Annotated in this window: 28 protein-coding genes; 6 read left to right on the top strand and 22 right to left on the bottom strand. The window is 59.9% G+C overall.

The genetic code is table 11. The annotated features are described in order from the left end of the window. Window positions 1–3: 3 nt before the first annotated feature. The 3 genes from HNQ39_RS14160 to HNQ39_RS14150 all read right to left on the bottom strand — a co-directional run bounded on the left by HNQ39_RS14160 (window position 4) and on the right by HNQ39_RS14150 (window position 3,170). Window positions 4–642 (bottom strand): carbonic anhydrase, encoded by a 639-nt coding sequence (locus HNQ39_RS14160; RefSeq protein ID WP_184197166.1) that lies wholly within the window; start codon window positions 640–642, stop codon window positions 4–6. 28 nt (window positions 643–670) lie between these two features. Next, window positions 671–2,179, bottom strand: coding sequence for a SulP family inorganic anion transporter (locus tag HNQ39_RS14155; RefSeq protein WP_184197162.1), 1,509 nt, complete (start codon window positions 2,177–2,179; stop codon window positions 671–673). 205 nt (window positions 2,180–2,384) lie between these two features. Then, window positions 2,385–3,170 (bottom strand): phosphoglycolate/pyridoxal phosphate family phosphatase, encoded by a 786-nt coding sequence (locus tag HNQ39_RS14150; protein WP_184197159.1) that lies wholly within the window; start codon window positions 3,168–3,170, stop codon window positions 2,385–2,387. A 72-nt stretch (window positions 3,171–3,242) separates the two neighbouring features. Between HNQ39_RS14150 and HNQ39_RS29630 the strand changes: the two genes are divergently transcribed. Next, on the top strand, window positions 3,243–4,898 hold the full coding sequence (locus tag HNQ39_RS29630; RefSeq protein ID WP_221290006.1) for a M20/M25/M40 family metallo-hydrolase: 1,656 nt from the start codon (window positions 3,243–3,245) through the stop codon (window positions 4,896–4,898). A gap of 22 nt (window positions 4,899–4,920) precedes the next feature. Here the strand turns inward: HNQ39_RS29630 and pcrA are convergent, their stop codons facing one another. Next, a complete protein-coding gene (pcrA, locus tag HNQ39_RS14140; protein ID WP_221290004.1) occupies window positions 4,921–7,170 on the bottom strand; it encodes a DNA helicase PcrA in 2,250 nt (749 codons plus the stop codon). Window positions 7,171–7,263: 93 nt separating this feature from the next. On the opposite strand from pcrA, the gene HNQ39_RS14135 reads away from it, so the two are divergent. From HNQ39_RS14135 to HNQ39_RS14125, 3 genes are all read left to right on the top strand, one after another. After that, window positions 7,264–8,328 carry a GntR family transcriptional regulator gene (locus tag HNQ39_RS14135; protein WP_184197153.1) on the top strand — a complete coding sequence of 355 codons (1,065 nt, stop codon included), beginning with the start codon at window positions 7,264–7,266 and terminating at the stop codon, window positions 8,326–8,328. A gap of 8 nt (window positions 8,329–8,336) precedes the next feature. Beyond that, the gene (locus HNQ39_RS14130; protein ID WP_184197150.1) at window positions 8,337–9,155 is read left to right on the top strand and encodes a prepilin-type N-terminal cleavage/methylation domain-containing protein; all 819 of its coding nucleotides are present in this window, start codon (window positions 8,337–8,339) and stop codon (window positions 9,153–9,155) included. Between the two features lie 68 nt (window positions 9,156–9,223). Next, the gene (locus HNQ39_RS14125; RefSeq protein WP_184197147.1) at window positions 9,224–10,474 is read left to right on the top strand and encodes a Glu/Leu/Phe/Val family dehydrogenase; all 1,251 of its coding nucleotides are present in this window, start codon (window positions 9,224–9,226) and stop codon (window positions 10,472–10,474) included. Window positions 10,475–10,538: 64 nt separating this feature from the next. On the opposite strand, the gene HNQ39_RS14120 is transcribed toward HNQ39_RS14125, so the two are convergent. After that, the gene (locus HNQ39_RS14120) at window positions 10,539–11,405 is read right to left on the bottom strand and encodes a hypothetical protein (RefSeq protein WP_184197145.1); all 867 of its coding nucleotides are present in this window, start codon (window positions 11,403–11,405) and stop codon (window positions 10,539–10,541) included. 698 nt (window positions 11,406–12,103) lie between these two features. Between HNQ39_RS14120 and HNQ39_RS14115 the strand changes: the two genes are divergently transcribed. Beyond that, the gene (locus HNQ39_RS14115) at window positions 12,104–12,445 is read left to right on the top strand and encodes a hypothetical protein (RefSeq protein ID WP_184197142.1); all 342 of its coding nucleotides are present in this window, start codon (window positions 12,104–12,106) and stop codon (window positions 12,443–12,445) included. A 22-nt stretch (window positions 12,446–12,467) separates the two neighbouring features. Continuing rightward, complete coding sequence (locus HNQ39_RS14110; RefSeq protein ID WP_184197139.1) at window positions 12,468–12,824, top strand: hypothetical protein; 357 nt, start codon at window positions 12,468–12,470, stop codon at window positions 12,822–12,824. A 68-nt stretch (window positions 12,825–12,892) separates the two neighbouring features. On the opposite strand, the gene rplE is transcribed toward HNQ39_RS14110, so the two are convergent. The 17 genes from rplE to dnaB all read right to left on the bottom strand — a co-directional run bounded on the left by rplE (window position 12,893) and on the right by dnaB (window position 25,375). Next, window positions 12,893–13,495 (bottom strand): 50S ribosomal protein L5, encoded by a 603-nt coding sequence (gene rplE / locus HNQ39_RS14105; RefSeq protein WP_184197136.1) that lies wholly within the window; start codon window positions 13,493–13,495, stop codon window positions 12,893–12,895. Between the two features lie 84 nt (window positions 13,496–13,579). Continuing rightward, window positions 13,580–13,927, bottom strand: a complete 348-nt coding sequence (gene rplX / locus HNQ39_RS14100; RefSeq protein ID WP_184197133.1) for a 50S ribosomal protein L24 — start codon at window positions 13,925–13,927, stop codon at window positions 13,580–13,582. Then, on the bottom strand, window positions 13,927–14,304 hold the full coding sequence (gene rplN, locus HNQ39_RS14095; protein ID WP_184197131.1) for a 50S ribosomal protein L14: 378 nt from the start codon (window positions 14,302–14,304) through the stop codon (window positions 13,927–13,929). The genes rplX and rplN overlap by 1 nt, the downstream gene beginning before the upstream one ends. A gap of 92 nt (window positions 14,305–14,396) precedes the next feature. Then, the gene (gene rpsQ / locus HNQ39_RS14090; protein ID WP_184197128.1) at window positions 14,397–14,678 is read right to left on the bottom strand and encodes a 30S ribosomal protein S17; all 282 of its coding nucleotides are present in this window, start codon (window positions 14,676–14,678) and stop codon (window positions 14,397–14,399) included. Next, window positions 14,678–14,893, bottom strand: coding sequence for a 50S ribosomal protein L29 (gene rpmC, locus HNQ39_RS14085; RefSeq protein WP_184197123.1), 216 nt, complete (start codon window positions 14,891–14,893; stop codon window positions 14,678–14,680). Before rpmC ends, rpsQ begins: the two co-directional genes overlap by 1 nt. After that, the gene (gene rplP / locus HNQ39_RS14080) at window positions 14,883–15,344 is read right to left on the bottom strand and encodes a 50S ribosomal protein L16 (RefSeq protein ID WP_184197120.1); all 462 of its coding nucleotides are present in this window, start codon (window positions 15,342–15,344) and stop codon (window positions 14,883–14,885) included. Before rplP ends, rpmC begins: the two co-directional genes overlap by 11 nt. An 8-nt stretch (window positions 15,345–15,352) precedes the next feature. Further along, the gene (gene rpsC / locus HNQ39_RS14075) at window positions 15,353–16,225 is read right to left on the bottom strand and encodes a 30S ribosomal protein S3 (RefSeq protein WP_184197117.1); all 873 of its coding nucleotides are present in this window, start codon (window positions 16,223–16,225) and stop codon (window positions 15,353–15,355) included. Between the two features lie 3 nt (window positions 16,226–16,228). Continuing rightward, a complete protein-coding gene (gene rplV / locus HNQ39_RS14070; protein ID WP_184197114.1) occupies window positions 16,229–16,711 on the bottom strand; it encodes a 50S ribosomal protein L22 in 483 nt (160 codons plus the stop codon). Window positions 16,712–16,724: 13 nt separating this feature from the next. After that, the gene (rpsS, locus tag HNQ39_RS14065) at window positions 16,725–17,012 is read right to left on the bottom strand and encodes a 30S ribosomal protein S19 (RefSeq protein WP_184197111.1); all 288 of its coding nucleotides are present in this window, start codon (window positions 17,010–17,012) and stop codon (window positions 16,725–16,727) included. 105 nt (window positions 17,013–17,117) lie between these two features. After that, window positions 17,118–17,948: a 50S ribosomal protein L2 gene (gene rplB, locus HNQ39_RS14060; protein ID WP_184197108.1), complete on the bottom strand. Its 831-nt coding sequence runs from the start codon at window positions 17,946–17,948 to the stop codon at window positions 17,118–17,120. A 3-nt stretch (window positions 17,949–17,951) separates the two neighbouring features. Further along, window positions 17,952–18,272 (bottom strand): 50S ribosomal protein L23, encoded by a 321-nt coding sequence (gene rplW, locus HNQ39_RS14055; protein WP_184197105.1) that lies wholly within the window; start codon window positions 18,270–18,272, stop codon window positions 17,952–17,954. 1 nt (window position 18,273) lies between these two features. After that, window positions 18,274–18,915, bottom strand: coding sequence for a 50S ribosomal protein L4 (rplD, locus tag HNQ39_RS14050; RefSeq protein WP_184197102.1), 642 nt, complete (start codon window positions 18,913–18,915; stop codon window positions 18,274–18,276). A gap of 12 nt (window positions 18,916–18,927) precedes the next feature. After that, on the bottom strand, window positions 18,928–19,608 hold the full coding sequence (gene rplC / locus HNQ39_RS14045) for a 50S ribosomal protein L3 (RefSeq protein ID WP_184197099.1): 681 nt from the start codon (window positions 19,606–19,608) through the stop codon (window positions 18,928–18,930). Between the two features lie 81 nt (window positions 19,609–19,689). Continuing rightward, window positions 19,690–19,998 (bottom strand): 30S ribosomal protein S10, encoded by a 309-nt coding sequence (gene rpsJ / locus HNQ39_RS14040; RefSeq protein ID WP_184197095.1) that lies wholly within the window; start codon window positions 19,996–19,998, stop codon window positions 19,690–19,692. Between the two features lie 62 nt (window positions 19,999–20,060). Beyond that, on the bottom strand, window positions 20,061–21,251 hold the full coding sequence (gene tuf, locus HNQ39_RS14035; protein ID WP_184197092.1) for an elongation factor Tu: 1,191 nt from the start codon (window positions 21,249–21,251) through the stop codon (window positions 20,061–20,063). A gap of 210 nt (window positions 21,252–21,461) precedes the next feature. Next, the gene (purD, locus tag HNQ39_RS14030; RefSeq protein WP_184197089.1) at window positions 21,462–22,727 is read right to left on the bottom strand and encodes a phosphoribosylamine--glycine ligase; all 1,266 of its coding nucleotides are present in this window, start codon (window positions 22,725–22,727) and stop codon (window positions 21,462–21,464) included. A gap of 11 nt (window positions 22,728–22,738) precedes the next feature. Next, window positions 22,739–25,375 (bottom strand): replicative DNA helicase, encoded by a 2,637-nt coding sequence (dnaB, locus tag HNQ39_RS14025; RefSeq protein ID WP_184197086.1) that lies wholly within the window; start codon window positions 25,373–25,375, stop codon window positions 22,739–22,741. Between the last annotated feature and the right edge of the window lie 145 nt (window positions 25,376–25,520).

Raw genomic sequence — 25,520 nt, 5'->3', positions numbered from 1 at the left:
GCACTACTTTATCCCCAAACCGTTGTCCTCGCCGATCTTCTCAAACTGGCCAATCGCACTGTCATAGACAAAGACCTCACCGGTCTCGAACTTGTACATCCAGCCGTGCAGGTTGATCAGCCCCCGCGATGCCCGACTGGCGATCACCGGCAGGGTTCGCAGGTGCTCCATCTGAACCAGGACATTCTCCTCCGCCGTGGCGGTGTAGAGCTCCTCGCCTGAGAGATGGCCGTAGTGGTCCCGGATGATCTCTGCGGTGGCATCACAGTGGCTCAGCCAGCTCTTGAGTGTCGGCAGCGCACTCAGAGACTCGGGGTGGAGCACGCCCTTCATCGCACCGCAGTGCGTGTGGCCGCAGACAATGATGTCCTTGACTCCCAGCACCCCCACCGCAAACTCTACGGCCGCAAGCTCCCCATTGTTCTGCGTGCCATAGCAAGGAATCACATTGCCTGCATTGCGGACGATAAAGAGCTGTCCGGGCTTGGCATTGGTGATCAAGGTGGGGTCGATACGGGAGTCGGAGCAGGTGATAAAGCACGCCTCAGGGCTCTGGCCCGCCGCGAGGCGCTCGAAGAGCTCTTTCTGCTGCCGAAACCCAATATTCTGAAAGTAGTGGACACCCTCAATTAGCTTTTGCATTCTGTCTCCCTGAATATCCTTCGTTCCGTTAATCGCGCTTCACGCGGGGCTGGCCGCTCTTAGCAGCACCATACCAAGCCTCATGTCTCTCGTCGATATCCACGACCCCGCCGCTCTTCTCGTGGGTATGTCGCCAGCTGTGTAGCGCCTCAAAGGCCGCATGGTCCATAAACTCCACCTGGAGATCGACATCCACACGGGCACCACTAGGGATCTTCGCGAGCTCCGCGGTCAGCTGGGGCATGGAGAGGAAGTTGAGTGCCCCCTGAATCGCGACATGCCAGCTCGTGCTCCGGCTCTCTACCTGGATCTTTAGGTAGGCGAGGCGGCGCAACAGGAGCAAGAGGGCCAGCCCCATTCCTAGCCCGACTCCGGCCAGGAGGTTGACAAACGCCACCCCCAGAGCAGTCACCAGGTAGACAACGACCTCGCGGTGGAGATGGAGCTCCTTGATATGGTGGAGGTTGACCAGCCGCACTCCCACATGGATCAGCAGGCCCGCCAGCGCTGCAAGGGGGATCTTATTGAGCTGCGGGGTCGCCACCAGCACGAAGAGAACAATCCAGAGACCGTGCAGGACCGCAGAGCCCTGTGTCTTTGCCCCCGCCGTGACATTGGCAGCGCTCCGCACGATCACGCCCGTGACGGGGAGCCCGCCCAGTAGTCCCGAGAGTGCATTGGCCGCTCCCTGACCGATCAGCTCCCGGTCCAGATTGGCGCGGGGGCCACTGTGGAGCTTGTCGGTCGCCACCGCACAGAGCAGGGACTCCACACTGGCGACCACCGCGATGGTCAGAGCCGCCACAAAGAATCCCCCCAGATCGGCCGGAAGCTGTGGCACCTGGAGCTGGAAGAGGGAGCCATCTTTGATGGCGACGCGGGGGGCTTGCGTGAAGAAGAGATTCCCCAGGACGGTCGCCACCAGCACGGAGACCAGCGCACCGGGGATCAGCCGGACTCTTGCGGGCAGGTAGCCCCAGACAATCAAGATCGCAATGGTCACCACCCCGAGAACTGCGGCGTGCACTTCGGCAGTTGTAGGGTGAGCGAGCAACTGGCCCACCTCGTAGGGGATCGCTTTTAGGTTCAGAAGCGCTGCAGGTCGGGGCTTGCCTCCCAGCATGACATGAAACTGCGCCAGTGCGATGGTCACCCCGATCCCGGCGAGCATCCCGTGCACCACTGCGGGCGAGATCAGCAGGCACGCACGGGCGATCCGTAGGGCCCCAAAGCAGAGCTGGATCACCCCGGCTGCCAGCGAGATCGCGCACATCTGGGTCCAGCCGAACTTCTGCACCAGCCCAAAGACCAAGACCGTCAGGCCCGCCGCAGGACCGCTGACCTGGAGAGGAGCGCCGCCCACGAGGCCCGCGACGATCCCTCCGACGATGCAGCCGATGAGTCCGGAGGCGATCGGTGCCCCCGAGGCATTGGCAATACCCAGCGCCAAGGGCACCGCCACCAGGAATACCACCAGGGACGCAGGAAGATCGGCAGCATGAAAGTAGGAGCGCCGCGCCGTTTGTTGAGAGTCCATCACGTACTTCTTACTCGTGTCTGGGTCAATATGCTCCTAAGATTTGCTCAGCTGCACCAAAGCGCCGCTCAGCGGCCCCAAACTCGAGATAGCTGTAACGCTGGCGTAACGGGCTCGGGCTACTCTAGCGTCATGAGCGAGACAGAGCTACGCCGCTGGGCGCTAGAGCAACTCCAGCAACTCCTGGCACTCCCCTCGGAGCCGGCTAGAGCTCGGCAAGGGTCGCGATTACCCGTGTCGGAGCCAGCCCAGGAGGCGCGGCTGCAGCCTGCTCCCGTGTTCCCACTCCCGTCAGCACCAGAGCCGTAGGAACCCCACAGCGGTTGCCACAGAGAATATCGGTGTCGAGGCGGTCCCCCACCATCACGGCATCGTCGGGAGAGACTCCGGCGAGCTGCAAGAGAAGCTGAAGCCCCAGCGGCTCGGGCTTGCCCATGGTGAGCGGCTCGCGCTCCGCCGCTGTGGCGATGGCGGCGACAATGCTCCCCCCACCGGGGATCACCCCCTGCTCGACCGGGTACTGGCCATCGCGGTTGGTGGCGATAAAGGTCGCGCCACGCAAGAGGCACTGCTGGGCACGGCGCAGGGTCTCGTAGCGGAAGTCCTTGTCCAGCCCCACCACGACATAAGAACACGCCAGGTCACGCTCCTCCGGGTCGGCGACACTCACGACCTCGATCCCAACCCGCCCGAGCTCGTCGTGGATTCCCGGTCCCCCCACCGCAAAGACCGACTTTCCCGCCGCCCCCTGCTGCTGGAGATAGGCCGCGGTGATCGAGGCGCTGGTGGCGATCTCACTCTCCTGGGCAGGCATCCCTAGGCGCGTGAGCTTCTCGACATAGACCCGCCGTGGCTGACTGGAGTTGTTGGTGAGAAAGTAGAGACGCTTACCGGCGGCACGTAGCCGGGCGATGGCTTCCGGTGCTCCGGGCACGACACTCTCGCCGCGCCAGAGGACACCGTCCAGATCAAAAACATAGATAGAAGGCACAGGGCATTGTACCGCGTGTCAGATTTTGGTATATTTTCTCCATCTTCTCCCTCCCTTTTCAAGGAAACAGCAATGCCTCTTTCACTACTTCTCCTTCCGCTTGCCGCTCTGGTCGCACCCGCGCCCCGCTTTCAGGCCGACACGCCCGATCCCGCTGTCATGGCCAAGATTCGCGAGGAGGGCCTCAAGCGCTCCCAGCTTCCCCAGCACCTCGCGTATCTCACCGATGTGATTGGCCCCCGCCTGACCGGCTCGCCCGGCCTACTACGCGCCAATGAGTGGACTAAGAATAAGATGATCGAGTGGGGTCTCGATGCCCGCCTGGAGCCTTGGGGCCCCTTTGGCCGTGGCTGGACCTGCGATAAGTTCACCGCCAGTGTCGTGGGGCCGACCGCCTTCAACCTAATCGCCGCCCCGCGCGCCTGGTCCACGGGCTGGTCAGGGACCGCCGATGTGGTCTTTGTCGATGCCGATAGCCCCGAGGCGCTCGCCAAGTTCAAGGGCAAGCTCAAGGGCAAGATCGCCCTGGTCAGCCCGATCAAGGAGCTTCCCGCACACTTCACACCGCAGGGCTCACGCTACACCGACGAGCAGCTCGCGGCGATGGCATCGGGAGCTCTGGCCGGTAGTGGACGTCCCCGACAAGGTGGCGGTGGTGGCGGCGGGCTTGGTGCGGACATGACCGACGAGCAGCGGGCCGCTTTCCAGGCACGCATGCGCCAGGCACAGATGGTCGGGCAGATCCTGGCCTTCTGCAAGGCCGAGGGCGCGGTGGCGACTCTCTCCCAGGCACGCTCGGGCGATGGCGGAACGATCTTTGTCGAGCAGGCGACTGTGCCCCAGGTGCCCACCGCCCGTGAGCGCGAGGAGGTACGCCAGCCCGGTGCTCCCCGCGCCCCACGCCTGAACGCCTACCAGGTGGCGGCAGAGAAGCTGATGATCCCCCAGATCGCGGTCGGGGCGGAGCACTACAACCGGATCGTGCGGATGGTACAGGCCGGTGAGAGCGTCAGCGTGGCGCTCGATCTCAAGGTCCACTTCAACGGCGATGACAAGAGCATGGCCTACAACACGATCGGCGAGTGGAAGGGCACCGACAAGGCCGATGAGATTGTCATGGCCGGCGGCCACCTCGACTCCTGGCACACCGGCACGGGCGCGACCGACAATGCCTGTGGGGTGAGCGTGGCGATGGAGGCGGTGCGCATCCTAAAGGCAATCGGGGTCAAGCCGCGCCGGACGATCCGGGTGGGCTGCTGGAGCGGCGAGGAGCAGGGCATCTTTGGCTCCGCCGCCTACGTGAAGGCACACTTTGGCACCGCCACCGCTCCCGGCGCAGAGCACGCCAAGTTCTCCGGCTACTTCAACCTCGATAATGGCACCGGTAAGATTCGCGGGGTCTACTGCCAGGGCAACACCGCAATCATGCCGCTCTTCGCCCAGTGGCTCACGCCCTTTGCGGATCTCGGAGCGACCACGGTGACCGCACGCAACACTGGCGGAACCGACCACCTCTCGTTCAACTCCGCGGGGCTCCCCGGCTTCCAGTTCATCCAGGACACGATCGAGTACGATGCCCGGACCCACCACTCCAACATGGATACCTTTGATCGGGTCCAGATCGAGGACATGAAGCAGGCCGCGACGGTTCTTGCTGCCTTCCTCTACAACGCCGCCATGCGCGACGACAAGCTCCCGCGCAAGCCCGCTGCTCCCGCCGGGCAGTAGGCCCCCTCACACCTCAGGCAGGCTACACTTTCTCCAAGCGAGCGTAGCCTGCCACGAGCTTCTTGATCCCCACATTGGGAAACGCGACCGAGACCTGGGCCTCGTCGCCGCTTCCCGTACACGCCACCACGACGCCCTGCCCAAAGACCGCATGACGCACCTTCTCCCCCGGCCGGAAGGGAGCATCCAAAAGCCCCTTTCCCAGTGAGGTACGAACGCCCGGGAGAGGGGTTTGGGGAGAGGTTGGCTGGGCCAAAGCCGAGGCTGTGGGAGTCGGAACGCTCGCCAGGTCCCGCTGCTTGCTCTTGAGGAAGGTGGGGAGACGCGCGCCCTGAGGGATCGCGAGGCGCTCGATGGCGATATCTCGCAAGAAGCGCGACGGCGGATTGAACTGAACATTGCCAAAGATCGTCCGGCGGGTGGCAAACGTGAGATAGAGCTCCTGCTGGGCGCGGGTGATCCCGACATAGGCCAGGCGGCGCTCCTCCTCGATGGCGGAGTCGCTCTGGAGCGAGCGGAAGTGCGGGAAGATGCTCTCCTCCATCCCGATCAGAAAGACCACCGGAAACTCTAGCCCCTTGGCCGAGTGGAGGGTCATCAGCACCACACACTCCACACCGCCCTCCCCGAGCTTGTCCACATCGGCGATCAGCGCGGTCTGCTCTAGAAACGCCCGCAGCGACGGGTCCTCGGTGCTGTCTTCAAACTGGCGCGTCACCGAGAGGAGCTCCTGGACGTTCTCCACGCGGCTCTGGGCCTCGACGGTCTTCTCCCGCTCTAGGTCCCGCACAAAGCCGGTCTCCTCAATCAGGCGCTCGACCAGCTTGGTGAGCGGCAGGGTCTCGCGCTCGCTCCGCAGGTGCATGAGCAGCGCCACAAAGCTCTCCACCGCCTTCTTCAGACTCGGCTTGAGCCCCAGCGCATTGATATCGGCGAGCGCCTCCCAGATCGTGCAGTTCAGCGCCAGTGCCCGCTCCTCCAGCTTGGCCCAGGTCCCCGCCCCGATCCCCCGCGCCGGGACATTGACGATGCGCTTGAGGGAGATGGAGTCGAAGGGATTGTGGATCACCTTGAGGTAGGCGAGCAGGTCCTTGATCTCCTTGCGCTCGTAGAACCGGACGCCCCCAATAATCGTGTAGGGAATCCGGTGGTTGATGAAGATCTCCTCCAGCATACGGCTCTGGGCGTTGGTGCGGTAGAGAATCGCAAAGTCCGAGAGCCTGCGCTCCCCCGCCTCCACCGCCTCGCGGATCACGGTCGCAACATAGACCGCCTCCTCTTGCTCGTTGATCGCCTCAAGGAGCCGAATCGCCTCACCATCGCCATTATCGGTCCAGAGCTTCTTATCTTTTCGCCCCCGGTTCTTGGAGATAACATCGTAGGCAGTATCCAGGATTGTTTTTGTGGATCGGTAATTTTGTTCTAGCTTAATTACTTGAGCGTCTTGATAATCTGACTCAAAGTTCAAAATAATCTGAATATCTGCGCCTCGCCACCCGTAAACTCCCTGATCCTCATCTCCCACTACACAGAGATTGTTCTTTCCACCGGAGAGAAGTTGCGTTAATTTGTATTGCGCATGGTTAACGTCCTGGTACTCATCCACTAAGACATAGCGAAACTTACTCTGGTAGCGCTCGCGAACGTCCTCGCGCTGCTGGAGCATGCGCACGGCTTTCCCGATTAGATCGTCGAAATCGAGGGCGCGGTTCATGGTCAGCTTCTCTTGGTAGAGCGTGTAGAGCCGCGCGACCACGTTCTCGAAGTGCCCAGAGAAGTGCTTGGTGAAGTCCTCGGGGGCGACCAGCTTCTCCTTGGCACGGGAGATCAGCGAGAGCACCGCGCGGGGCGCGTACTGGCGGTCGTCGAGGTTGAGCTGGTGCAGACACTCCTTCATCAGCGTCATCTGATCGTCGTCGTCGTAGACCACAAAGTCCCGCTCTAGGCCGATACTGCTGCCGTTCTCGCGGAGCAAGCGGGCGCAGGTGGAGTGGAAGGTCCCCACCCACATCTCCTTGGTCACCCCCTCACCTAGGAGCTTTTCGAGGCGCTCGCGCATCTCCTTGGCGGCCTTGTTGGTAAAGGTCACGGCCAGGATATTGCGCGGCCGGACTCCCTGGTGCAGGATGAGATAGGCGATTCGGTGGGTCAGCACGCGGGTCTTGCCCGAGCCTGCCCCCGCAAAGATGAGAAGGGGGCCCTCGGTGTGGAGTACCGCGGAGCGCTGTACCGGGTTGAGAGACGCAAGCAGGGGGTCGTCGTTTTCGATCACGGCGCTTATTATACGCCAAAGTGGCCCCCCAGGAATACTCTTGTTTGCTTCTAGCACTTCACGCCACATTGGTATATACTGCTCACGAACTCTATGCTATCCCCGATTGATCCCCACGATCCCACTCCACGGCATCAGCAGGCCTATAATCGCCTCCTTGAGCAGATTCGCGCGGGGCACTGGCAAGTAGGCGAGAAGATTCCCTCAGAGCTGGAGCTTGCCGCGGATCTTGGGGTCGCCAAGCTGACCATCCACCGCGCGGTGCAGACCCTGGCACGCGACGGCTGGGTGACACGGAGCGTGGGGCGTGGGACCTATGTTACTGCCCCTGTAGCGGCACCGCCCCTGCGGCGCGTGGTCTTGAGCTTTGGGGCCAGCGCCGCCAATGTCCTGGGCTCGGACTACTACGGTAGCCTCTACCGTGGTATTATCGCCGGGCTAGGCCCCCAGGTCGAGCTGATCCTGAGCCCCGAGGCCTTTGGCACAAGCCCTCTGCCCCACGCCGATGGTGTCCTTGTGATCGCCCCCCGCGCCGAGGCACAGCCGGGGCTAGAGGCACTGCTCGCGAGCGGGGTTCCTACCGTACTGATCGGAGCGCACTGGCCCACTCTCTCCCTGCCGACGGTCGACTCCGACAACAAGGCCGCCGCGGAGCAAGCCTGCGCCTATCTCGCGGAGCTGGGGCACGAGCGCCTCGCGCTGCTCTACTCCGAGCCAGAGACCGCCAATGTCCGCGACCGAGTCGCGGGTTTTAGCCAGGAAGCGAAGCGCCGCGGCCTCACTCTCACCCAGCACGAGGCGCAGGCGTCTTGGGAGCTGACCTGCGATGAAAAAGCGGGCCTGCTAGCCTCAGTCCGTGAGGGGACCACGGCGATCTTTGCGGCAGGCTACTACCTCTCGCTCAATGTCCTCAACACCCTACGCGAGGCCGGCTATAGCGTCCCCGCCGATGTCTCGGTCGTTGGGTTTGACGATCCGGTCTCCGCGGCGCTTGTCTACCCCCCTCTAACCACGCTTCGTCAGCCACTCTTTCAGATGGGAGAGCGGGCTGCCCAGCGCCTCTTGAGAAATGCAGATAGCGCCGAAGATCACTATGTAGAGCTTCTCTCTGTCTCTCTCATCCCACGTGGCTCCGCAGCACCTCCCACTCGGAACTAGAAAACAAAATGAAACAAAAAAACGCCTTCACCCTCATCGAGCTTCTTGTCGTCATTGCCATTATCGCGATCCTCGCTGCGATTCTCTTCCCGGTCTTTGCCCAAGCACGCGCCAAGGCACGCCAGGCGACCTGTATCAGCAATGTCAAGCAGATCGCGCTCTCGTCGATGATGTATGTCCAGGACTACGACGAGCAGTTCCAGCCCTACCAGACAGTCGGGCTGTGCCCCAGCACCTGGGCGGCGCAGGGGGCGTGCACGGCCAATACCAATGTCACCCTCGGGTATCTTGCGCTGCTCCAGCCCTACTCCAAGAGCAACCTCTACTCCCAGTGCCCGGAGGCCAAGCAGAACAACAAGGCCGCCGGAACCGCGCTCCGGCTCTGGCTCGAGGGGCGCGTGGGCTATGGCATGGCCTATCCACCCCCCGGGGAGAACCTCGGCGCTCTCGCGACCGGTAGCATGCTCGCGTCGATGGAGGCCCCGGCGGAGCACGCCCTGCTCATGGATGTCGTCCCCGATGGTGCCAATGGCCTCTCGATCTACAACTCCTTTGGCGGCTACTACAACCACGCCACGACCCCATTTGCGCTGACCGAGTACGGCTCCAGCGCGGTCCTAGTCCCCGCCAACCACGAGCGCCCGCACGGACGCCACAACGGGATGGTGACGGTCAGCTTCTGCGATGGCCATGCGAAGGCGCTCCCCTTCACCAAGGTCTACCCCGTTCAGGAGTCGGTCTGTGGGGCACCGGGAAGCGGGACGGGCTGTAGCACGATCGCGACCACCGCAGCGCTCCAGCCTGAGATCTGGAAGCTCTGGAAGTAGCCTCGCTCATAAATGCCCCCACCCATGGCGCATCGGTGGGGGCGTTTTTTGTGCCATAATAAAACCCTATGAGCGAACACCTAGATAGCTTTGCAATGGCGCAGCAGCAGCTTGCCGCAGTCGCCGAGAGGATCAACCTCGATCCCAATGTCCACGAAGTTTTAAAATCTCCCAAGCGTGAGCTGACGGTTCATTTCCCGGTCTCGATGCGCGATGGCTCGATTAAGATGTTCACGGGCTACCGTGTCCACCACAACCTCACCCGCGGCCCGGCCAAGGGCGGGATTCGCTTTCACCCCGAGACCGATATCAGCGAGGTAAAGGCCCTGGCGTTCTGGATGACCATCAAGTGCGCCGTGGTCAACCTGCCCTTTGGCGGAGCAAAAGGCGGTGTCGCCTGCGATCCCCGCCAGCTGAATCTGGCCGAGCTTGAGGACCTGACCCGCCGCTACACCACCGAGATCGCGATTCTCCTCGGGCCGGATAAGGACATCCCCGCCCCGGACATGGGCACCAATGGACAGACCATGGCCTGGATCATGGACACCTACTCCATGCTCAAGGGCACGACAGTCCCCGCCGTGGTCACGGGAAAGCCGATCGCCATCGGCGGCTCCGAGGGGCGTATCGAGGCAACGGGGCGCGGGGTCGTGACCATCGCCCGTGAGACCCTGCTCTCCCGTGGTAACCAGCTCCCCGATTCGACAGTCGCGGTGCAGGGCTTTGGCAATGTCGGGGCCGCCGCCGCCAAGCTCTTCTACCGCTCCGGCTGTAAGATCCAGGCGGTCTCCGATGTGCAAGGCGCGATCTTCAACCAAAACGGCCTGGATATCCTCAACTTAGAGGACTGGGTAAAGAAGACCGGCACCGTGGTCGGCTTCCCCGAGTCCGAGCCGCTCGCCCCAGAGGAGCTGCTCTACCTCCCCGTGGACCTGCTCATCCCCGCCGCGCTCCAGAACCAGCTCACGGGGGAAAATGCCCACAAGGTCAAGGCGCGCTACATTATCGAGGGTGCCAACGGCCCGACAACCCCCGAGGCCGACAAGATCCTCAACGACAAGGGCGTGGTGGTGGTCCCCGATGTCCTCGCCAACGCGGGCGGGGTCACCGTGAGCTACTTCGAGTGGGTGCAGGGCCTCCAGTCGTTCTTCTGGAGCGAGAGCGAGGTCAATGCCAAGCTGGAGCAGATCATGGTGCGCGCCTTCGGCCAGGTCAACGCCGCCGCCAAGAAGCACAACTGCGACTTCCGCACCGCCGCCTACATCGTCGGGGTAGGCCGAGTCGCCGAGGCGATCACCGCGCTGGGTATCTTCCCCTAACACACAAAAGAAGGGAGAGGGAAGCCTTGCTTACCTCTCCCCGCTCCCATTTATCCCATTCTAATCATTTAAAACAATCTATAACAGCTTTAATTTCTTCAATACTAGGCATCTTAAATACGGCCGGAATCAGTTGAACCGCAGACTCAAGAACTATTTTCCCAATCTCATTATTTTTATTTTCCAATTGATCAATCATATAACTTGCAAGACGTATAGTGAATATAACATTCAATACTATATTCAAAAAGGACACGGTTGCAAACATAGGTACAGCACCTGCCAGAAGTGGCACTGCCGCAAGTGTAAATATCTTACTACCTAGTGAGTAAGCCCCCCAGCCAGCAAGTGAAATAGCAATAAGTTTAGTCACCGCCGCCGAATCAACTTTATGCCCAGATTTTTTAAAAATAGCAAAAAGCATTGTTGTCCATATACCGCCAACAGAGATTGCGTCTACGATTGGAAACAGATTCGCAAGATTAAAGAGCCCCATACTTCCTGCAGCAGTCAGTACAATTTCATGATATTTAGGCTTAATCCATACGCTCAATAATTTAGAAAAACCATTCATTGCTTCAGTCGAAGAGACCTCAGGTACGTCTTGCGTAATGTTTCCCCGCACAGGAACGAGACTTGCCTTAACCGGCAAAATAATCTCGATATTCTCAATATCACCTTGACCATTTTTGCATTCAGGAATACAAATATTTCTCAATGCTATATTGTAATAATATTCATCACCACCTGACTTTCGGCCTTCATATTCCCAAAGCCGATACGCTTCTATTTCTATTTCCTTTTCCAGTTCTAGCTTCGCACTTTCCCAGTTATACTCACTGTTTCCCTGCTTAAAACCAGACTTAACATACATAATATAAGCACGTTTTTCAATTTCTTTGTTAAAGCAATGATCCAAATTTGTTTCCATCTAAGTTCCTCCTGTCATCCCTACTGACAATCAGCACTAGAATCTCGTCCATTCATAGTTATTGACTGATCGATGGTAAGGAGATCGATGTGTCAACAATTGATAATGAGCGAGACTCAAATCATCTCACCTAGTTCTTCTTAACGAGAGTATAACACGATGTACTTTTACCTAGTGTGATGCGTATCACAATAGACATGTGATTAATGCCACTTCTTCACTTGAGAGATAGCACTAAGTATGTCATAAAAATGACATAACTAATACTTACTGTTTATTATTGATATTCGACATTATTTCAAGGCAAAAGGCAGAAGCAGATCAAGCACTTGGAGGGATTGAGATCAAGAAAATAGGTAGAAAGGGGAATCAAGCGTAGTCGGGCCGTATCTCCCAGCCAGATATTGCGGTATGGAGACACTAACGATATACTTAGAGAAGAGCAAGTAAGCAGACGGTTGGAACAGGGAAGTGACGACACAAAGGAATGTGGGGCTCACCTAGCTATGCAACACAGTAACCTGAAGGAGCAGAGAGCTGACACCGATGTGCAAGGAGGTAATGTCGCCACTCGTACCAGTGACGTGGATAAATACAGGACTGATGTAGCGATTTGTACTAGTGACGTGAAGATTTGTATCACCGACCTGAGCTTGCAACCCTCTGAACCAACCTATTGTTAACCCCCTGGAGACCCTATGGAAACGACAACAGAGACCACGACGAAGAAGAAAACGACCACGCCCTACGGTGCTATCGACAAGCGCTTCCTCGCCGAGTTGCAACTTGCGGAGGAGCTACTGCAAGCGGCCCAAGCCCCACAGCACAACGCCGCACTCGCCGAGGGCGGCATCACGACTGCGGAGCTACAGCGCCTCGCCGAGACCATTGCGAGCTGCCGGGTGCTCTTCACCGGCGCCGTGGACGAGAAGGTGCAAAAGAAAACTACGACGAGTGAAGAGAGCGCCACCGAGTCCAAGCTCCGACGCCTGATCCGGGGTGTTCAGACCGCCGCGCGCCTCAAGTACGCCGGACTGTAATGCCCCCAGCGCTGACAACCACTTGGGGCACTACTACATCGGGGAGCGCATCACCCTCAGCCGGGCCAGCCTTGCCACCTACAGCGCCGGGATTCTCCAAAAGCTAGAGACCGACACCCTCCCCGGCATCTCCCCCGCACGGGTCGCGGAGCTGACGAGCACGTTCGAGAGCTGGAAGGCACACAACGCCACACAAGCCGCCGCGCAAGAGGCCGCCAGCCAGCGCCGTCAGCAGGGACTCACCCAGCTTGAAACGATCAAAGAAGGCCGCCGACGTATCGAGCGCGCCGCCGATGTGGTCTTCCCCGTTGGGGACACTGACCACTTCGCCACCCGCGCGACCTTTCGTCTAGAGAGCAACAAGCCGTTCCGGGGCTAGCGTCCTAAAAAAGAAATGCCCCTCTGGCTGTCCAGAGGGGCGAGGTAGGTTAGAGAAGCTAGAGCACTCTACAGCTCTAGCTTGGTGGCACCACCTGGTCCTGCGTTCGCCGAAGAACGGAATGGCATTCCCAGCTGGTGAAGGAGGTAACGAGCCTCCTCATCCTTCTTCGCAGTGGTCACCATGATGATGTCCATACCGCGAATCTTATCGATCTGATCGTAGCTAATTTCCGGGAAGGTCAGCTGCTCTTTCATGCCCATGGCGAAGTTGCCACGGCCATCGAACGAGTTGGGGTTCACACCCTGAAAGTCACGGACACGGGGGAGGGTGACATTGACAAGCTTGTCGAGGAACTCCCACATGCGGGCACCGCGCAGGGTGACCTTGCAGCCGATCTTGGCACCTTCACGCAGACGGAAGTTAGCGACGGACTTCTTGGCCACGCAGATCGCAGGCTTCTGTCCGGTGATGGCAGAGAGGTCCTTGATCGCGTTCTCTAGCAGCTTCGGGTCGCCACCGGTGCGTCCGGCCTCACCGACGCCCATGTTCAGGACGATCTTCTCGAGGCGCGGCACTTCCATGATGTTCTTGTAGCCGAACTGCTTCATCAGGGCCGTGATGATTTCTTTCTCGTAGCGCTCTTGCAGACGAGCCTTGTAACCAGCCATTGTTGTTTTCCTTTCTCGGTTCCAACCGAGTCAGCTCCCGGCAAGCGCCGGGGGGTTGTCCGGGGCGAGCACGCCCCGGTAGTGTTAGATAACGTCGCCGCCCTTGACCGCGACACGGACCTTCTTGCCGTCGCGCTCCTCGATACGGATACGGGTCGGCTTGCCCTCTTTGTTGATCAGCGCCACTTTACAGGCAAGGATCGGAGCCTCGACCTCGATACGGCCGCCCTGGGGATTGGGGTTGGCCGCGGTGGGCTGGGCCTTCTCGTGCTTGGTGACGATATTGATGCCCGACACGACGACCTTACCGGTCTTGGGGTAGGCACGGGTCACCTCACCGGTGCGGCCCTTGTCTTTGCCCGCGATCACGATCACGGTATCGCCCTTCTTGATGAAGAGCTTGCCTTCAAAGGCTTTCTTTTTCCCTGGCATTACAGCACCTCCGGCGCCAGCGAGACGATCTTCATCCCGCCAGAGATATTGGACTCGCGCATCTCACGAGCAACCGGCCCAAAGACACGGGTGCCGCGGGGCTCGAGGTTGTTGTTGAGCACGACGGCTGCGTTCTCATCGAAGCGGATGGTCGAGCCATCGTTGCGCTTGATGGGCTGCTTGGTGCGGACGATAACCGCCTTGACCACATCGCCCTTCTTGACGTTGGAGTTGGGGGTGGCGGACTTCACGGCCGCGACAATCACGTCCCCAACATGTCCGACCTTGGTGGTCGAGCCTTTCAGAACACGGATACACAGAAGCGTGCGCGCCCCCGAGTTGTCCGCAGCCTTCAGGCGGGTGTACTGCTGAATCATATCAAACTCTCCTTAGCGTAGCGATAGGGCCGAGACTCATGGACTCTCCGCCCTATCCAGACGCTTATCGCGGTATGCGACGTGAAATGTGCTTACTTGGCGCGCTCGATAACGCGAACCAGACGCCAGCACTTCTCCTTCGAGATCGGACGGCACTCCATGATCTCGACCGTGTCACCCGTGTGGGCATCGTTGGTCTCATCATGTGCCTTGAACGCACGCGAGCGGCGCAGCGTTCGTCCGTAGAGCGGGTGCGGCTTGAGGGTGGTGATGGTCACGACAATGGTCTTGTCCATCGCATCGCTGGTCACCACACCCTGACGGGTCTTCCGATAGCCGCGCTTAGTCGCTTCTGTTACTGTCTCTTCGGCCATCAGTTCGACTCCTTCTGCGCCAGATACATATTGATCCGGGCAATGCGCTTGCGGGTCTTCCCCAGATCCGCCGTCTTCTCCAGCTGGCGCTTCCCGTTGGTGAAGCGCAGCTCCCAGAGCTGCTTCTTGGCTGCATCCAGCTGCTCCCGCAGACCTGCGGCATCCAGACCGGAGAGCTCCTCGCGCTCCTGCTTAGCCTGACGATTATTCGCCATCTTCGTTTACCTCCGCGTCCTCAGCACCCTCGGCGCTCGCCGTCTTCTCACGAACCACAAAGCGGGTCGAGATCGGGAGCTTGTACTGTGCCAGACGCATGGCCTCACGAGCGAGCTCCTCGCTCACACCGGCCATCTCAAAGAGCATACGACCTGGCTTCACCACACAGACCCAGCCCTCAACCGCACCCTTACCAGATCCCATACGGGTCTCGGCGGGCTTCTTGGTGTAGGACTTGTCCGGGAAGATACGAATCCAGATCTTACCACCACGACGGATCTTACGGGTCATCGCACGGCGAGCGGCCTCGATCTGGTTGGCTGTCATCCAGCAGGACTCCAGAGCCTGAAGACCGAACTCACCAAAGCTCACTTCCGTGCCACCCTTGGCTTTACCACGGCGATGGCCGCGGTGCATGCGTCGGTACTTGACGCGCTTGGGCATTAACATTGTTTTGTCTATTCCTCCGTCGCCGTCGAGTAGCTACCGCCACCCGTGTAGCTGCCGCCACTCTCGTTACCACCACGCGGGCCACGGCCACCGCCGCCACCACGCGGGCCACGGTCACCACCGCCGCCACGCTCACCGCCACGGCCACCACGGCCACCGCGGCCGCCACGGCCACCACGGCGATCGTCGTCGCGATCACGTCCACGCTCGCCACGCGGCGCGGTCGGGTTCTCTACAGGGCGACGTGCGCCCGGGAGGATATCTCCCTTATAGATCCAGACCTTCACCCCAATGGTGGAGTAGGCCGTCACCGCCTCGGCAAAGCCATAGTCGATATCGGCACGCAGGGTATGAAGCGGCACCTTGCCCTGGCGATCCTTCTCACGGCGGGCCATCTCAGCACCACCCAGACGCCCAGAGACCTGAGCGCGGATTCCCAGAACGCCAAGCTTCATGGCGCGGGTCACGGCCTGACGCATGGCACGCTTGTAGCCGATACGCTTCTCGATCTGCTGCGCGATGGACTCGGCCACTAGCTGCGCGTTGGTCTCAAGATGGCGAATCTCGGCGACATTGACATGCACGGTCTTGCCGGTCATCTGCTCCAGATCGCCCTTGAGCAGGTCGATACCGGAACCACCACGGCCGATAATGATACCGGGCTTGGCGGTGTGCAGGGTCACACGAAGCTGGTTGGCCTGGCGCTCGATCTCGATCTTGGAGATTGCAGCGTTCTCAAAGCCCTTGCGCTTCTTGACCATCTTACGAATAACATAGTCCTCTTTGAGGAACTGGGCGTACTGCTTGTCGGCGTACCACTTGGAATCTGCATCCCGAATGACACCGATGCGGAACCCAATCGGGTTAACTTTCTGTCCCATGGTTTACTCCCCTGCCTCGGTGGTCTCGGTAGTCTCAGTCGCCTCAACCGGCGCAACAACCTCTTCGGCCTTGACCGCCTCAACAGGCGTAGGCAGAGCGGCGCGCAGGGGCGGCTTCTTCTCGGTCTTGCGACCGGTCTTGCGTGGCGGAGCCTCACCCTCAGCAACCACCACGGTGATGTGGCTGGTGCGCTTGAGGATCCGGTAGGCGCGGCCCTGAGCACGGGGCTTAACCCGCTTCATGGTCGGTCCCACGTCGACATAGCAGCGGACAATCTTCAGATAGTCCGGGTTCATCTCAAAGTTGTTGACCGCGTTGGCGCAGGCCGAGGTCACCACTTTGGCGATCTCTGCCGCCGCATGGTTGGGCGTAAACTTGAGCTGATCGAGTGCTTCCTGAGCGTACTTTCCACGCACAGAGTCCAGCACGAGGCGCACCTTGCGAGGTGCCATCCGCACGAATCGGGCGGTAGCTTGTGATTCCATCTTGCTTCCTCCCTTACTTTCTCATGCGGCTGGACTGGCCCGTACCGCCCGCGTGGCCCTTGAAAGGCCGGGTGTGCGCGAACTCGCCGAGCTTGTGCCCGACCATGTTCTCAGTGATAAAGACAGGCACGTGCTTGCGCCCATCGTGTACGGCTAGGGTATGGCCGATAAACGAAGGAAAGATCGTCGAGCGACGTGACCAGGTCTTGATGATGGTCTTCTTTCCGCTATCGTTTAAGGCGTCTACCTTTGCCAGAAGTTTCGGGTCCGCAAAGGGCCCCTTCTTCAAAGATCGTCCCATAAAATAAACTCCTGCCCCAGGCACAGGCTCTCACCTGTCGGGTGCGTGGCCGGAGCTTCGCCCCGGCCAACACGGACGCACTCCAGGGGTTAAAACCCCCGGCTACTATTTCGTGCGTCGCTTGACGATAAACTTGTTCGTCGACTTGTTGCGGCGGGTCTTGAAACCGATCGCCGGGACGCCCGTCGCGGAGACAGGGCCCTTCTTGCGGCCAACAGGGCTCTTGCCCTCACCACCACCGTGCGGGTGCTCGCGCGGGTTCATGGTCACACCACGAACGTGCGGCTTGCGGCCCTTCCAGCGGTTCTTACCGGCCTTACCAAGCGACTCGTTCTCATGCTCGAGGTTGCCTACCTGGCCAATGGTGGCACGGCAGGTCAGGAGCACGCGACGCATCTCGCTGGAGGGCAGGCGGAGGGTAGCGTACTTGCCCTCTTTTGCCATCAGCTGCGCATAGGCACCAGCAGAGCGGGCCATCTGGCCACCCTTACCGGGGTGCAGCTCGATATTGTGGATCAGGGTACCCACGGGGATGTTGCTGATCGGAAGCGCGTTGCCGGGCTTGATGTCCGCAGTCGGTCCGCTCGCGATAGCGTCCCCCACCGTGATCCCGACCGGAGCCAGGATGTAGGTCTTGGTGCCATCTTCGTACTGCAGAAGTGCAATACGCGATGTGCGGTTCGGGTCGTACTCGATCGCAGCAACGGTCGCGGCGACACCGTCTTTGTTGCGCTTGAAGTCGATGATACGGTACATCCGCTTGTTACCACCACCGTGGTTGCGGATCGTCATCTTACCCGTGTTGTTGCGACCCGCCTTCTTCTTCAGCGGCTCGACCAGGCTCTTCTCCGGCTTGCTCTTGGTGATCTCACTGTAGTCGGAGATCGCCATGAAACGACGGCCAGGGGTAATCGGTTTAAAACGTCGAATTGCCATCGTTTACACTCCCTCGAACAGCTGGATGCTCTGCCCTTCGGCTAGCGTCACAACCGCCTTCTTGTAACCCGGGGTCTTGCTCACGCTGGAGCGTCCAAAGACACGGTAGCGCTTGATCTTCCCCTTGACAATCATGGTATTGACCGCGGTGACGGTCAGCTTGCCGTCGCCATCGCCGTCGGTGAAGAGCGTCTCCACCGCCTGGCGAATCTGGAACTTGTTGGCATCCGGATGCACCGCGAAGGCGTACTTGCGCTCACCGTTCATCGTCAGAGACTTCTCTGTGATGATCGGGCGCTCGATTATCTCATAGATTCCTGGCATCTTACGCCTCCTTCTCCTCGGCCCAGCCACTCAGCAGCTCGGCGGCGGTCTTGGTGATCACCACCACACCACCGTCGACAACGTCGCGGGTCGAGATGCGCTTGCCCACACGGATGGTCACGCCCTCGATATTACGCAGGCTCTTGACCGTAACCGCATCGGCCTCGTCGATTACAACAAGGGACTTGGTCGCGCCACCGGTCACTTCTTTCAGGAAGGACGCAGCGGTCTTGGTGCTGACTTTACCGTCGAGCCCAAAGCCATCCACCACCACGAGCTCGCTATCGGCCAGCTTGGCAGAGAGCGCAGACCAGATCGCGGCACGCTTCATCTTCTTGTTGATCTTGTTGCCAAGGTCACGCGGGTGCGGACCATGCGCAGCGCCACCACCGGTCCAGTGCGGAGCGATGATAGAGCCCTGACGCGCACGTCCGGTTCCTTTTTGCTTGAACGGCTTGCGTCCACCGCCCAGCATGTCGCCCCGCCCGGGGGCATTGCGGGTGTCCTGACGCCAGTTCTCTAGCTCTGCAACCACGGCTTGGTGCATCAGCGCGATATTGCGCTCCGCTCCAAAGACGCGGTCGGAGAGAGAGATATCTCCTGCCGTCTTCCCGTTTTTCGTTTTTATCGCCAACGTAGGCATAATTACTCTCCGTTACTTCTTCTTGCTGGAGCGCTGTGTCTCCTGGCGAACGCGAACCTTCTCTGCACGGCGAGCCTTCTCAATGGAAAGCAGCCCACCGTTGGCACCAGGGACGGCACCCTTCACGAGAATGATGTTCTTCTCTGCATCAATACGAACCACGCGCAGGCCCTGCTGGCTCACTTGCTCGTTGCCCATGCGGCCCGGCTTGCGGGTTCCCTTGAATGTACGCGCGGCGTCTGTCGCACCACCCGACTGGGGCTTACGGTGGATCATCGAGCCGTGGGTCATATCAGCACCATGGAAGTGGAAGCGCTTCACGACGCCCGCAAATCCCTTACCCTTGCTGACACCAACCACGACGACCTTCTCGCCGACGGTAAAGAGGGTATCGGCGCTCACGGTGTCTCCCACCGCGACGCTGGCACCGTCCTGAATTCCATACTCCTTCAGGTAGCGGCGCGGCTGCACCCCGGCACTGGCCAAGTGGCCCTGCTCGGGGCGGTTCAGACGGTTGACATTACACTCTTCAAACGCGATCTGAGCCGCGCTGTAGCCATCGTTGTCAACGGTCTTCACCTGAGAAATGACACTAGGCTCCACAGCGATCACCGTCACCGGCACCACCTTGCCCTCGTCATCAAAAATCTGTGTCATCCCGACCTTGCGGCCAAGAATGCCCTTCACTGACATAGTTTCCTCCACGGCGCACCCACCCCTTCCGTCCCCGCAAGCGGGGAAACTTTTTGAGGCTACGTGACGCGGCTTAGTTTTTTAGAGTTTGATCTCGATATCCACACCCGAGGGCAGATCCAAGCGCATCAGCGCATCGATCGTCTTCGGACCAGGATTGAGAATGTCGATGAGACGCTTATGGGTTCGCATCTCGAAGTGCTCCATCGACTCTTTGTCGATGGTGGCATTACGCTGCACCGTAAAGATCCGCTTCTCCGTCGGCAGAAGAACCGGGCCCGCGATCCGTGCACCGGTCCGGCGCGCGGTGTCTACGATTTTTTCCGCAGACTGATCGAGAACACGGTGATCGAATGCTCGGAGGCGGATTCGTACCTTGTCGTTTCGCATAAAGTTAATTTCTCAGACACACAAAAAGCGGGAGAGAGTACACTCCCTCCCGCTCAAACCTACTAGGCGATGATCTTGGAGACGACGCCCGCACCAACCGTGCGGCCACCCTCACGGATCGCGAAGCGAAGACCCTCTTCCATCGCGATAGGAGCGATCAGCTCGCCCTTGATCGTGACGTTGTCACCGGGCATCACCATCTCAACACCCTCAGGAAGGTCCATGTTACCCGTCACGTCCGTCGTACGGAAGTAGAACTGAGGACGGTAACCCGTGAAGAACGGGGTGTGACGACCACCCTCCTCCTTCGCAAGGATATAGACCTCGGCCTCGAACTTCGTGTGCGGCTTGATGGAGCCCGGCTTGGCAAGAACCTGACCACGCTCGATCTTGTTGCGGTCCACACCACGAAGAAGAACACCCGCATTGTCACCCGCCTCGACATAGTCGAGCGTCTTGCGGAACATCTCCATAGAGGTCGCAACCGTGTTGGTCGTGTCCTTAAGGCCCACGATCTCAAGCGGCTCACCCGCCTTGAGCTGACCACGCTCCACACGACCCGTCGCAACCGTACCACGACCGGTGATCGTGAAGACGTCCTCGACAGGCATCAGGAACGGAAGGTCCTTGGGACGCTCAGGAGTGGGGATGTAGGCATCCACCGCGTCCATCAGGCGCAGGATCGAGGGCTCACCGTACTCACCCTGGTCACCGGCAAGCGCCTGGGTCGCAGAGCCAACCACGATCGGGGTGTCGTCGCCGGGGAAGCTGTACTTGGAGAGAAGATCACGAACCTCAAGCTCAACCAGCTCAAGAAGCTCAGGATCATCGACCATGTCGGCCTTGTTCAAAAACACCACGATGGAGGGCACACCGACCTGACGGGCGAGCAGGATGTGCTCACGGGTCTGGGGCATGGGGCCATCGGCAGCGGAGCAGACCAGGATCGCGCCGTCCATCTGGGCAGCACCGGTGATCATGTTCTTGATGTAGTCGGCGTGTCCGGGGCAGTCGACGTGGGCGTAGTGCCGGGTCGCGGTCTCGTACTCGACGTGCGCGGTGTTGATGGTAATTCCGCGCTCTTTCTCTTCGGGTGCAGCGTCGATGGCCTCGTAGGACATCGCCTTTGCGCCACCCGCCTTGGCTAGAACCGTCGTAATCGCGGCTGTCAGGCTGGTCTTGCCATGATCCACGTGTCCGATCGTCCCCACGTTTACGTGAGGCTTCGATCGCTCAAACTTTGCCTTTCCCATGCTACTTCCTCAAGTCGTGCACAAGCCGCACGCAGCGTATTTTATTGTGAAGGTGGCCGGAGGACGCTGGGAGCAGGGCCTCCCTTAAGAGGCAAACGCTCAGACCGTCACGGCAAACCAATCAGAAGAATTTCGAGCACTCTCCTAGGGAAAGCGCCCGGACAGTTTATCATGCCTCGCAATAAACCTGCAAGAACATTTTTTGTGCCACTACGCCTGCCAGCCGATATCCCGGCGGAAGTAGGCACCATCGAAACGGACGAGCCCCACCCCCGCATAGGCTCGCTCTTTCGCCTCGGCAAAGGTCTCCCCGGTCGCCGTGACCGCAAGGACCCTTCCGCCGTTGGTCACCAGCTGGCCGTCTTCGTCGCGCTTGGTGCCCGCGTGGAAGATCGCCAGCGCGTCCAGCTTCTGTGCCGCCTCCAGTCCCGTCATCGGCACGCCCGTCTCGTACGGCCCTGGGTAGCCTCCCGAGGCCATCACAACCGTCACCGCCGCACGCTGGCTAAAGACCACCGGCACCTTGTCCAGCTCGACATCCACCACCGCCTGGCAGATACTCGCCAGATCGCTCTCCAGGAGCATCAGAGCCACTTGCGCCTCGGGGTCGCCAAAGCGGCAGTTGAACTCGATGCAGTACGGCCCCTTCTCGGTGAGCATCACCCCGGCGTAGAGTACTCCTCGGTAGGGAATCCCCGTCGCCCGGATCGCGGCGACGGTCGGCTCGATAATGCGCCGGGTGACCTCGTCTACGACACTCTGCGGGGCGACTCGCACGGGCGCGTAGGCTCCCATTCCCCCCGTATTGGGTCCCGTGTCGCCCTCCCCAATGCGCTTATGGTCCTGGATGGCGATCATTGGGCGCACGGTCTCCCCATCGACAAAGGCAAGCACGCTGGCCTCAGGACCGGAGAGGCACTCCTCGATCACGATACGCTCCCCGCTCGCCCCAAAGACACGCTCCTCCATCATCTGACGCACCGCGGTCTCGGCCTCGGCGTAGTCCTGAGCCACGACGACCCCCTTGCCCGCCGCCTCGCCATCGGCCTTGACGACGATCGGGAAGCGCGCCTGCGCCAGGTACTCCCGCGCCCTCTGGGGATCGTCAAAGACCTCAAAGTCCGCCGTCGGCACCCCGGCATCCTTCATCAGCCGCTTGGAGAAGACCTTGCTCCCCTCTAGCTGCGCGGGCTCCTTGCTTGGACCAAAGATACGCAAGCCCCGTGCCTCAAAGACATCGACAATCCCAGCGATCAGCGGCTTCTCCGGCCCGACGATGGTCAGGTCGATCTTCTGGTGCTCCACAAAGACACGCAGCGCCTCGATGTCCATCACGTCGATAGCGACATTCTCCGCGACCTCTGCGGTCCCCGCATTGCCCGGCGCACAGTAGATCTTGCGCACTTGTGGGCTCTGCGCCAGCTTCCAGCAGATCGCGTGCTCACGTCCACCGCTACCAATCACTAAGATTTTCAAATTCCGTCCCCCTAAAAATCTGGCCCTTCCGTATTGTGGGCCAGGTTGGCAAAACAGGCAAACTTGGGCAAGAACGCCAGCTTGACGGTCCCCGTGGGGCCGTTTCTCTGCTTGGCGATAATCACCTCCGCCTCTTCTCCCTCGTACTCGCCGCCCTCTTGCTCCGCCTTCTCCTCCGCCTCCTGCGAGACCGCATCCTTGCGCGCATAGTACGCGGGACGGTAGATAAACGCAACCAGATCGGCCTCCGCCTCGATGGCGCCGCTCTCCCTGAGGTCAGAGAGCATGGGGCGTTTGTCCTCACGGCGCTCCACGGAGCGGGAGAGCTGGGAGAGCGCGATCACGGGGACATCTAGCTCGCGGGCGAGGCTCTTGAGGCCGCGGGCGATCTCGGTGATCTCCTGGTTGCGGTTCTCGGAGTTCTTGCTGGAGCCGCGCATGAGCTGGAGGTAGTCGACAATCACCAAGTCCAGCGAGCCCTGCTCGGCCTTCAGGCGACGGCACCGCGCGCGCATCTCCAGCGAGCTCATGTCCGTGGTGTCGTCGATAAACATCGGCGCGTCCCAGAGCCTATTCACCGCCTCCGAGAGCCGCGACCACTCTTCGTCCTGGAGAAACCCCGTACGCAGCTTGTGGGCATTGACTTTTGCCTCGGAGCACATCATGCGCTGCACCAGCGACTCCTTGCTCATCTCAAGCGAGAAGGTCGCCACCACACTTCCCTTGCCCGCCGCATTCTGCCCAATATTCATCGTCAGAGCCGTGTTATGAACAATAATGTCTTGAGCGATAAAATTCGCCCCATCAGGCACTGTCAGATCATAAACCTGCTGCTCACCAAGCGATTCAATGGAGATAATTTCATCCCAATAAAGCTCGGGACTTGCGATCGCACGCAAGTTATCATTATCAAGAATCTCGGCATAAGCAGAAAGCCGATGACGAGGCAAGCCACGATTGGTATGAGGATTGTAGCCCGCCCGCCCAGTAATTTCCCCAGTACTCAGGGCAAGTTCGGTCAATGAGAGATTTTGCTGTTGAGCCGCGACACGCACAAAATCCCAGACTTCCTTGGGGGGGTGCCCCAGATTTCCACGGCGAGCGGTATCACGTTCCAAGCGGAACTGACGCTGTGCCTTCTCTCCAAGCCAACCAATCTCTGCTTGGTAGCGAGCAACGGATTCTGGATCAGTCACTTCGACACGCCAGCAACGCTTATTTTTTTGCCAGAGTTTTGCCACGATACCAAAGCGCACAAGAGCATGCTGTACATCCCGAGCAAGTGGCTCCGAGGCAACCGCAAACTCGATTCGAGCAAAACCGCTCATGGGATAGATAGTGCCATCACAGCTCATCAATACACGCAGAAAATCGGCGAGTGATTCCTTGGAGAGTTCCCAGATGCAATCAGGAAATTTTTTCTCCTCAGCAAGTTTCCCCCAGAGCCCCAGTTCCCTGAGCCAATCAGTTAAGGGATTCGGTTGATTCTTCCGTGTTCCAGGAACAAAGGATCGCGAGACTATGTAAGTGATCTTCTCCTGTCGCACACTTAACTCTGAAAACTCCGAGGCAATAATTTTTTTGAAATCTGCAATCAGCTCAGGATCAGTATTCGTCCATTCGGGGCAAGAATCGGTCAATCCCCCTTCAGCAATCAAGTAAGCGAGAAGACGAATTCGATCCGAAGAAAGGTTGTTGTCCCTACCAAAGACAGGCAGGTGTCGAGGTACAGCAATACTATCTCCCACCACCAGATCATGAAGAGGTTGCCAGCCCTTGACAGTCAGAAACGGATGGTGCCCTGTGACTTCGACAAAGCGCCCCGTTTTTGTGGTGACACGGAAGGCGGGTTTGATTCCGCTGTCAATCCAATCCGAGATGGCGGTGGGCCGGATACGCCCGCACTCCGAGACCCCTGCGATGCGCGGCATCTTTCGGCGAACGGCTTCCTCAATGGTGAGGCGCTCGCCGGTTAGCGGATCATCAACCAGGGTTCGTGCAGTGAGACACTTCCCCATCGAGGGGCGCGCGGCGACGATGATTAAATCTCCGCGTTTGAGGCCGCTGGTGATGTAGTTGAGGTCGTAGAAGCCGGTGTCGGTGCCACTAACGACGCCTTTATCGTGGTAGGCGACATCGATCTGCTCGAAGACCTCGCTCAGAAGGGGGCGCAGGGGGGTGAAGCCCTCGGTCTTGCGCTTGCGGGCGACATTGAAGATCGCGCGCTCCGCCTGGTCTACGAGTGTGTCTACTTCGTCGGTCTCGCCGTAGGCCATCCCCGCGATCTCGGAGGCGGTCTCGATCAGGCGGCGCAGGACGGCTTTCTCGGAGACGATCTTGGCGTAGTAGACGATATTGGCGGGGGTGGGGACGTACTCGGCGAGCTGCATCAGGTAGAGGTAGCCCCCGGTCTGCTCCAGAGTCCCTCGGCGTGTGAGCTCGTCCTTGAGCGTGACGATATCCACCGGCTCGTCTTTATCGACCAGCGAGAGCATGGCCTCGAAGATGCGCCCGTGTGCCTCCCGGTAGAAGTCTTGCTTGTCCAGGAACTCGGTGACCCGCTCGATGGCATTGCGGTCGCCCAGGAGCATGGAGCCTAGGACCGCCATCTCGGCTTCAATGTTTTGGGGGGGGACGCGTCCGGTCATAAGAAACTTCCAGGGAGAGCCATCTCTCCGCCTTCGCACGGCTCAGGCACCTCTCTTCCCCTGATAGCTCGTTCCTCGCTGGGAAGAGAGGCTGACCTATCCTGGTAGGCTTGTCCCTCTTCCCGCGACGAAGGAGCAACGGGGG

The organism is Armatimonas rosea (assembly GCF_014202505.1).
Classification (GTDB): domain Bacteria; phylum Armatimonadota; class Armatimonadia; order Armatimonadales; family Armatimonadaceae; genus Armatimonas; species Armatimonas rosea.
This window is presented reverse-complemented; position numbering and strand designations above follow the sequence as displayed.

Bases quoted from the DNA above. Each gene is read 5' to 3' on its own strand.
- rplB (WP_184197108.1), bottom strand. From the start codon at position 17,948: ATGGCAATTCGACGTTTTAAACCGATTACCCCTGGCCGTCGTTTCATG.
- rplX (WP_184197133.1), bottom strand. From the start codon at position 13,927: ATGCCAGGGAAAAAGAAAGCCTTTGAAGGCAAGCTCTTCATCAAGAAG.
- tuf (WP_184197092.1), bottom strand. From the start codon at position 21,251: ATGGGAAAGGCAAAGTTTGAGCGATCGAAGCCTCACGTAAACGTGGGG.
- HNQ39_RS29630 (WP_221290006.1), top strand. From the start codon at position 3,243: ATGCCTCTTTCACTACTTCTCCTTCCGCTTGCCGCTCTGGTCGCACCC.
- rplP (WP_184197120.1), bottom strand. From the start codon at position 15,344: ATGTTAATGCCCAAGCGCGTCAAGTACCGACGCATGCACCGCGGCCAT.
- rpsQ (WP_184197128.1), bottom strand. From the start codon at position 14,678: ATGGCCGAAGAGACAGTAACAGAAGCGACTAAGCGCGGCTATCGGAAG.
- HNQ39_RS14155 (WP_184197162.1), bottom strand. From the start codon at position 2,179: ATGGACTCTCAACAAACGGCGCGGCGCTCCTACTTTCATGCTGCCGAT.
- dnaB (WP_184197086.1), bottom strand. From the start codon at position 25,375: ATGACCGGACGCGTCCCCCCCCAAAACATTGAAGCCGAGATGGCGGTC.
- rplW (WP_184197105.1), bottom strand. From the start codon at position 18,272: ATGCCAGGAATCTATGAGATAATCGAGCGCCCGATCATCACAGAGAAG.
- rplN (WP_184197131.1), bottom strand. From the start codon at position 14,304: ATGATTCAGCAGTACACCCGCCTGAAGGCTGCGGACAACTCGGGGGCG.
- rplC (WP_184197099.1), bottom strand. From the start codon at position 19,608: ATGTCAGTGAAGGGCATTCTTGGCCGCAAGGTCGGGATGACACAGATT.
- HNQ39_RS14125 (WP_184197147.1), top strand. From the start codon at position 9,224: ATGAGCGAACACCTAGATAGCTTTGCAATGGCGCAGCAGCAGCTTGCC.
- rplE (WP_184197136.1), bottom strand. From the start codon at position 13,495: ATGGCTGGTTACAAGGCTCGTCTGCAAGAGCGCTACGAGAAAGAAATC.
- rpsJ (WP_184197095.1), bottom strand. From the start codon at position 19,998: ATGCGAAACGACAAGGTACGAATCCGCCTCCGAGCATTCGATCACCGT.
- rplD (WP_184197102.1), bottom strand. From the start codon at position 18,915: ATGCCTACGTTGGCGATAAAAACGAAAAACGGGAAGACGGCAGGAGAT.
- HNQ39_RS14160 (WP_184197166.1), bottom strand. From the start codon at position 642: ATGCAAAAGCTAATTGAGGGTGTCCACTACTTTCAGAATATTGGGTTT.
- HNQ39_RS14120 (WP_184197145.1), bottom strand. From the start codon at position 11,405: ATGGAAACAAATTTGGATCATTGCTTTAACAAAGAAATTGAAAAACGT.
- HNQ39_RS14115 (WP_184197142.1), top strand. From the start codon at position 12,104: ATGGAAACGACAACAGAGACCACGACGAAGAAGAAAACGACCACGCCC.
- HNQ39_RS14130 (WP_184197150.1), top strand. From the start codon at position 8,337: ATGAAACAAAAAAACGCCTTCACCCTCATCGAGCTTCTTGTCGTCATT.
- rpsS (WP_184197111.1), bottom strand. From the start codon at position 17,012: ATGGGACGATCTTTGAAGAAGGGGCCCTTTGCGGACCCGAAACTTCTG.
- rpmC (WP_184197123.1), bottom strand. From the start codon at position 14,893: ATGGCGAATAATCGTCAGGCTAAGCAGGAGCGCGAGGAGCTCTCCGGT.
- rpsC (WP_184197117.1), bottom strand. From the start codon at position 16,225: ATGGGACAGAAAGTTAACCCGATTGGGTTCCGCATCGGTGTCATTCGG.
- HNQ39_RS14135 (WP_184197153.1), top strand. From the start codon at position 7,264: ATGCTATCCCCGATTGATCCCCACGATCCCACTCCACGGCATCAGCAG.
- rplV (WP_184197114.1), bottom strand. From the start codon at position 16,711: ATGGAATCACAAGCTACCGCCCGATTCGTGCGGATGGCACCTCGCAAG.